At 41.7% G+C, this 5,589-nt stretch carries 6 protein-coding genes and 2 pseudogenes; all 8 read left to right on the top strand.

Going from position 1 to position 5,589, the window contains the following annotated elements:
* Positions 1-414 (top strand): annotated as a pseudogene (locus tag U2P91_RS17520) (hypothetical protein); the annotation flags it as partial.
* An 18-nt stretch (positions 415-432) separates the two neighbouring features.
* Positions 433-1,527, top strand: coding sequence for an FRG domain-containing protein (locus U2P91_RS17515; RefSeq protein WP_322520083.1), 1,095 nt, complete (start codon positions 433-435; stop codon positions 1,525-1,527).
* A gap of 62 nt (positions 1,528-1,589) precedes the next feature.
* Positions 1,590-2,405, top strand: coding sequence for a GNAT family N-acetyltransferase (locus tag U2P91_RS18010; protein WP_162624382.1), 816 nt, complete (start codon positions 1,590-1,592; stop codon positions 2,403-2,405).
* Between the two features lie 84 nt (positions 2,406-2,489).
* Positions 2,490-3,432: pseudogene (locus U2P91_RS17500) on the top strand (alpha/beta fold hydrolase).
* A 151-nt stretch (positions 3,433-3,583) separates the two neighbouring features.
* Positions 3,584-3,805 (top strand): hypothetical protein, encoded by a 222-nt coding sequence (locus tag U2P91_RS17495; protein WP_162624383.1) that lies wholly within the window; start codon positions 3,584-3,586, stop codon positions 3,803-3,805.
* 252 nt (positions 3,806-4,057) lie between these two features.
* Entirely contained in the window at positions 4,058-4,615 is a 558-nt protein-coding gene (locus U2P91_RS17490; RefSeq protein ID WP_111886766.1) for a GNAT family N-acetyltransferase, read from the top strand.
* 78 nt (positions 4,616-4,693) lie between these two features.
* The gene (locus tag U2P91_RS17485) at positions 4,694-5,311 is read left to right on the top strand and encodes a transglutaminase-like domain-containing protein (protein WP_111886767.1); all 618 of its coding nucleotides are present in this window, start codon (positions 4,694-4,696) and stop codon (positions 5,309-5,311) included.
* A 41-nt stretch (positions 5,312-5,352) separates the two neighbouring features.
* A complete protein-coding gene (locus U2P91_RS18005; RefSeq protein WP_242988574.1) occupies positions 5,353-5,442 on the top strand; it encodes a DsbA family protein in 90 nt (29 codons plus the stop codon).
* Positions 5,443-5,589 lie beyond the last annotated feature (147 nt).

The following is a 5,589-nucleotide window of genomic DNA, read 5'->3' as shown; positions in this document are numbered from 1 at the left end:
TGCGTCCCAGTTCCTGATCCTGATATGGAACCGGTTGACTATTATAAAGTCTCAAAGCTTAGTGTTATCGCTAAAGGCGAACCGGGCAGTACATCGTCGCCCTGGGAACTGGTGCCACCGTTGCTGGAAGTTTACAGAGAAAGAGGACACCGCAGACTGGCGGCAAGAACCTATGATACGAAGTGTCGCAGTTGTATGTGGGGGTGTAGAATGCCAGTTGAGATCATTGTTGATAATTGGAATTCAAGAGGGCGGAGAAAGTATCGGTTTGAGACGTTCTGCTATGGTCCTTTAAGTTGCAAGCTGTATAAGCCTGGACCTAACCGTAAGGTGGAAGGTCGGAATGGTATGGTGTACGTTGAGGAAGATTGGGTAGACCAGATGGCCGTAGAGCATCGCGGAGAAGATGAGTAGGTAGGTGATGAAAATAAGATGACAAATCAACTGATAATAAATTCTCTAAGTGCGTACATTGATGAAATAGAAAAGTTTCCATCCTCTGAATTTTTATATAGGGGAGAGGCTAAAGAATATCGAGAACGAACTTCATCGGCATTACGCCAGTATAAAGGTACATTTTATGATACGAAGGAGTATCCATTTAGCATAATGCTAGATGACTTTTATAGAGAGGTAACACCGGTTTTATCGAACGTCGAACATGAAAACTTTATTGCATTTGCTCAGCATTATGGCATACCAACCCCTTTAATTGATGTAACAAAATCTCCATTAGTAGCGCTCTATTTTGCATGCCAAAATGAAACTGAAGAAAATGGTTATGTATATCTATTTGAAGATAATTATATAGACATTACGAAAATAATTCAGAAATATCCAAACCAGAATGTACTTGAAGAACTATTTGTTAATAATGAAAAGGACTTTTTGAGTTTGCTTCCAGTACTTGAAAAATACTATAAAACCAATAAAACTGACTTCGATACAAATCTATCTAACCTTCTGAAAGATTATCATCATTACTTTAGTGAAACTATTGATGCTGTTGAAAAACAATTGATAGAAGAAATTAAAAAGGATATCCCAGACTTATGGATGGTCACACATTATCTTAAAGAACTAGATAATTCAACATCATTCGTTTTAAGTAATGACCTCTCAATTGAAGTATTCGTCTATTTGAATTTGGCCAGGAGTTTTTTCAGAAAAGCGTATAATTATGGGGAACCTATATGGTGGATTAATTTCTTGCCAAATCTAATGTATCGACCTATCATGAAATTTGATAGAGGCCTTAATCAAAGAGGATTATTTTTATATCAATCGTATGCTTCCTACGTGGAAGAAGTTTATAGTTTCAGAGTTCAAATGGTTCAGAGAATACGATTCAAGAAACCAGTATTCATTATCAAAAATAAAGAAGGCATATTAAAATCTTTAGATAATATTGGTATTAATCGGATGGCCCTATTTAAAGACTATGATAATACCGCAGCATATATCAAATCAAAACACGAAATGAATTCGGGATTTGTGATTGAAAAAAAGAGGTGTCACCAACAATGATTATTCTGATTATGGCAGATGTTAATATAACTGTAGTTTAAATGAATATTAAAGGAGTTATCATGTTTTCACGAACCTGGCATGGGATTGTACCGCTTAAAATGCGGGCGGCGTTTGAAGAATATGAATATCAAACCGGTGTTAAAGATACCCTGGCCATCCCGGGCAATCGGGGTGCTTTTTTAAAAATTGTCGAGCAGGGTGAATATGCTCATTTTTTTCTCTGCACAAAGTGGGATTCAATGGCCAGCATGATTGCCTATGCCGGGCAGGAACCTGCGATTGCGGTGACTTATCCTGAGGATGAACACTATGGATTGATCTCCGATCCGATTGTGATCATTGAGGAAGTCCTAGATGATATTGGTTGGCAAGGCAAGGCGAAAAAACCGATGAAACACGAAAAACCCCCAATCACAGCGATTACCTATCGCAGCGGCGATGAATCGCTGTTGGATGACATCCAGGAGCTGTGGGAAGCATTGAACTGGCATCATCGCGATGCCGCCGCGAATTTTAAATCACACTATGAAGCGTTTACTTTTGAGATGCGTAAAAAAAATCTGCTCCAGAAGGCCAAAAATGGGCAACTGCGAATTGAAATTGCGGTTGATCAGAAAACTGCTCAAAATGTCGGGTACTGTATTTCCCGGGTCGAATTTTCGGGTGATGTTGAAATGGAATCCTTATATGTGCAGGACGACTATCGGGGATTGGGTCTTGGTGAGACATTGTTAAGCAATGCCATTGCCTGGATGGATGAAATGGGGGCCCACACCAAGACCGTGGCGGTGGCAGTCGGCAACGAGAAGGCTTTCAGCTTTTATGAGCGCTTTGGTTTTTATCCCCGAAAAACTTTGCTGGAGCAGATAAAATAGTGCACATGCCCGGTGCCCGGCGCACTTAACTTAAGATCATCCGACTGCATGATAGCCTGATAATAAATTTACAGGAGGAAGACAATGGCATTTGAAGAAAGAAGTTTCAGATCATTAAACGAAAAGGATACCATCCAGGCTTGGATTTACAAGCCAATTCGCAAACCCCGGGGGATTGTTCAAATTGTCCATGGTTTTGGCGAACATTCACGACGCTATCTGCATATGATTCTCAAGTTGAATGAGGCTGGCTTTGTGGTTGCGTCAGACGATCATGTGGGACATGGTAAAACCGCCGCGGAATCCGGCAACTGGAGTGACTGGGGAAACAAAGGCTATCTGACCATGGCTGAAGATGAACACAGCCTGCGTCAATTGGTCCAGGCAGACTATCCCGACCTGCCTTATTTTATGTACGGTCACAGCATGGGCTCGATGATTGCCCGATCTTATGCGACAATCTATGGGGGAAGGCATCGACGGTTTGCTGCTCTGCGGAACCTCGTCGGTTTTTCCAAAGACTCAGGAGTTGGCGGCAGCATTGCAAAAGTGCATCGATGAAGGCAAAGGCGAAGAAGTCGATCCCAGTTATTTAGGGGTTCTTTTCGAATGGATGACTGACCGCATCACGAATCCCCTGACCCCCAATGATTGGATTGCCGGTGATCCGGATATCGTTGCCGATCATGCCAGCGATCCCTTCAATAATTTCACCAGCCCACCGAATATTCGCTCAACCTACGATTTTATCATGATGATTGATAGTATTCTTGGCATCCAGTGGGCCGAGAAAGTTCCGGCTGCCATTCCGGTTTATAATATTGCCGGAGATCAGGACCCCTTCGGTCTTTTCGGAGAAGGTGTCTATGCGGTGTCAAACTGGCTGGCGGATACCGGAAATCAGGTCAAAACAAAGATTTATTCCGGATATCGTCATGAAATCCACAATTATCGGGACATTCGTGATGAGGTCGAAGATGGCATGATCGACTTCATTAATGCGATCATTGCGACGAAGGAAAACTGATTTAAACGGCAGACGTGTGAGTGTGGGGGAAGAAATGGAACCAGTCAAGACAATCAAAGAAATGCATCAACTGATTCAGAAAAATGACATGTTGCTGGTTTATTTTGGCAGCAATACCTGCGGCGTGTGACGGGATCTGCAGCCCAAAATTGTGGCAATGATTGACCGCTATCCAAATATCTGGGCGGTTAAGGTTGATGTGCAAAACGTGTCGGAACTGACGGTCAGCTATCATATCTTTTCAGCGTCGGTTGTGATGCTATTTGTTCAAGGAAAAGAAACCGTCCGCGAAGCGGGTATTATTAGCGTGATTAAGCTTGAAGAAAAAATTTCCAGATACGACGCGCTTTTTTATGGCGAAGATAAAAATTGAATTTGCCACGTTATGGTAATTTTTGTCCAGCCGCACCGTCTCCCAGTTAAAGGGCTGCCAGTAAAACTAAAGGAAGCTGTAAAATTCGGCCGCATCGCTGATCACATCTTAATCATTCAGGAAGTTGTAGATGACGGTGATTCCTTTGTTGGCGGTAACAATTTGTTAAAAAAGATAGTAAATGAAACTAAATGCACTTTTACAAGCGGTCGTACGGCTTCCTGAAGTGCTGTGATTTAATGGAGTAATAAAATGATTTTAATAAAAGAATGTTCAATCGATGATTTAATGGACTATCAAAAAATATCCCGCCAAACCTATTGGGAGACCTTTGCCGGAATGAATACGCAAGCGAATATGCAGGCTTATTTGGAGGAGGCGTTTAATTTAGAAAAGCTCAGAAGTGAATGGTTAAATGAAGCCTCATTTTTCTATTTCATATTTTGTAATGAACAATTGGCAGGCTATATGAAACTTAATGAAGGCAAAGCACAAACCGATCTTCATGATCCCTTATCACTTGAAGTCGAAAGAATCTATGTTTTGAAGGAGTTTCAGGGAAATGGATTGGGATGGCAATTGATGGATAAAGCAGTAGCGCTGGGAAAAGCCCGGAAGCTGACCTATCTGTGGTTGGGGGTCTGGGAGGACAACAAAAAAGCCTTGAGTTTTTATCAAAAACACAACTTCTATAAAATCGGGTCACATGATTTTATAATGGGAGATGAGATCCAGACGGATTATCTGATGAGAAAAGACCTCATTAATGATGAAAAATGCCGATTAATGGATACCTCATTGCAAAAGTAATTTGACGCTTCGATTACCAAAGACTGTAAAAAAACTCATGGTTCTATGAGGCGGTTTTGAAATGGAAGGAAACAAAGAATGATTCGAAAATTCTTATTAGCAACAGACATGATTGATTTTCATCATTTCACAATCCAGGACAAAGCACAGCAGTTATTTACAGCTGGCATGACAAATATCGAAAAGACAAGAACCGCCTATCACTTTGTCAGGGATGAAATTCCCCATTCGTTTGATTGCAATGCCCAGGTGATCACTGCAAAAGCATCGGATGTGCTGATCCACAAAACCGGCATTTGTCATGCCAAAGCCAATTTGCTGGCGGCCCTGTTGCGATCTCAGAAAATCCCTGCTGGCTTCTGTTTTCAGCATATTACGCTGGCCGATGATGACTCCCTGGGGTATTGTGTTCATGCATACAATGCCGTTTTTATCGAAGAAAAGTGGATCAAGCTTGATGCCAGGGGCAATAAACCGGGTGTCAATGCGCAATTTTCACTCAGCAAACCGATCCTGGCCTTTCAGAATCGACCGGAATATGATGAATACAACTGGCCGGGAATCTTCGCCAATCCCCATCGGGACACCATGCTGATGCTTGAAAAGGGTAGAAGTCTTCAGGATATCATGGATAACATCCCGGATACGCTCAACGTCAAGCCAGATGTATTAATCAACGATACCAGCCAAACTTAACTGAAAGGTCTTACCGTTGGTAAGAATGATGAGGTAAAAAAATGAAAATAGAAATTTGGTCAGATTATGGATGTCCCTTTTGTTATATCGGGAAAAAAAGCTTACCTTGGCCCTTGAGAAAACAGGGATGACATCCGTTGAGATCGTCTTTAATGCGTTTGAATGATCCGAACGCCAAGAAGCGTTATGATGAGAACATTAATGTGAACTTTGCATCTAGGTTACACTAAGTCATAAAAAACTGTGTGAGAAAGTCTCAAAACCCCAGTAAAATCAAG

Origin of the sequence: Acetobacterium sp. K1/6 (assembly GCF_034438075.1) — a bacterium.
GTDB lineage: Bacteria > Bacillota > Clostridia > Eubacteriales > Eubacteriaceae > Acetobacterium > Acetobacterium carbinolicum.
Note: the sequence above shows the minus strand (reverse complement) of the source record. Positions and strands in the feature narration are given on the sequence as shown.

Bases quoted from the DNA above. Each gene is read 5' to 3' on its own strand.
- U2P91_RS17485 (WP_111886767.1), top strand. From the start codon at position 4,694: ATGATTCGAAAATTCTTATTAGCAACAGACATGATTGATTTTCATCAT.
- U2P91_RS17515 (WP_322520083.1), top strand. From the start codon at position 433: ATGACAAATCAACTGATAATAAATTCTCTAAGTGCGTACATTGATGAA.
- U2P91_RS18010 (WP_162624382.1), top strand. From the start codon at position 1,590: ATGTTTTCACGAACCTGGCATGGGATTGTACCGCTTAAAATGCGGGCG.
- U2P91_RS17490 (WP_111886766.1), top strand. From the start codon at position 4,058: ATGATTTTAATAAAAGAATGTTCAATCGATGATTTAATGGACTATCAA.
- U2P91_RS18005 (WP_242988574.1), top strand. From the start codon at position 5,353: ATGAAAATAGAAATTTGGTCAGATTATGGATGTCCCTTTTGTTATATC.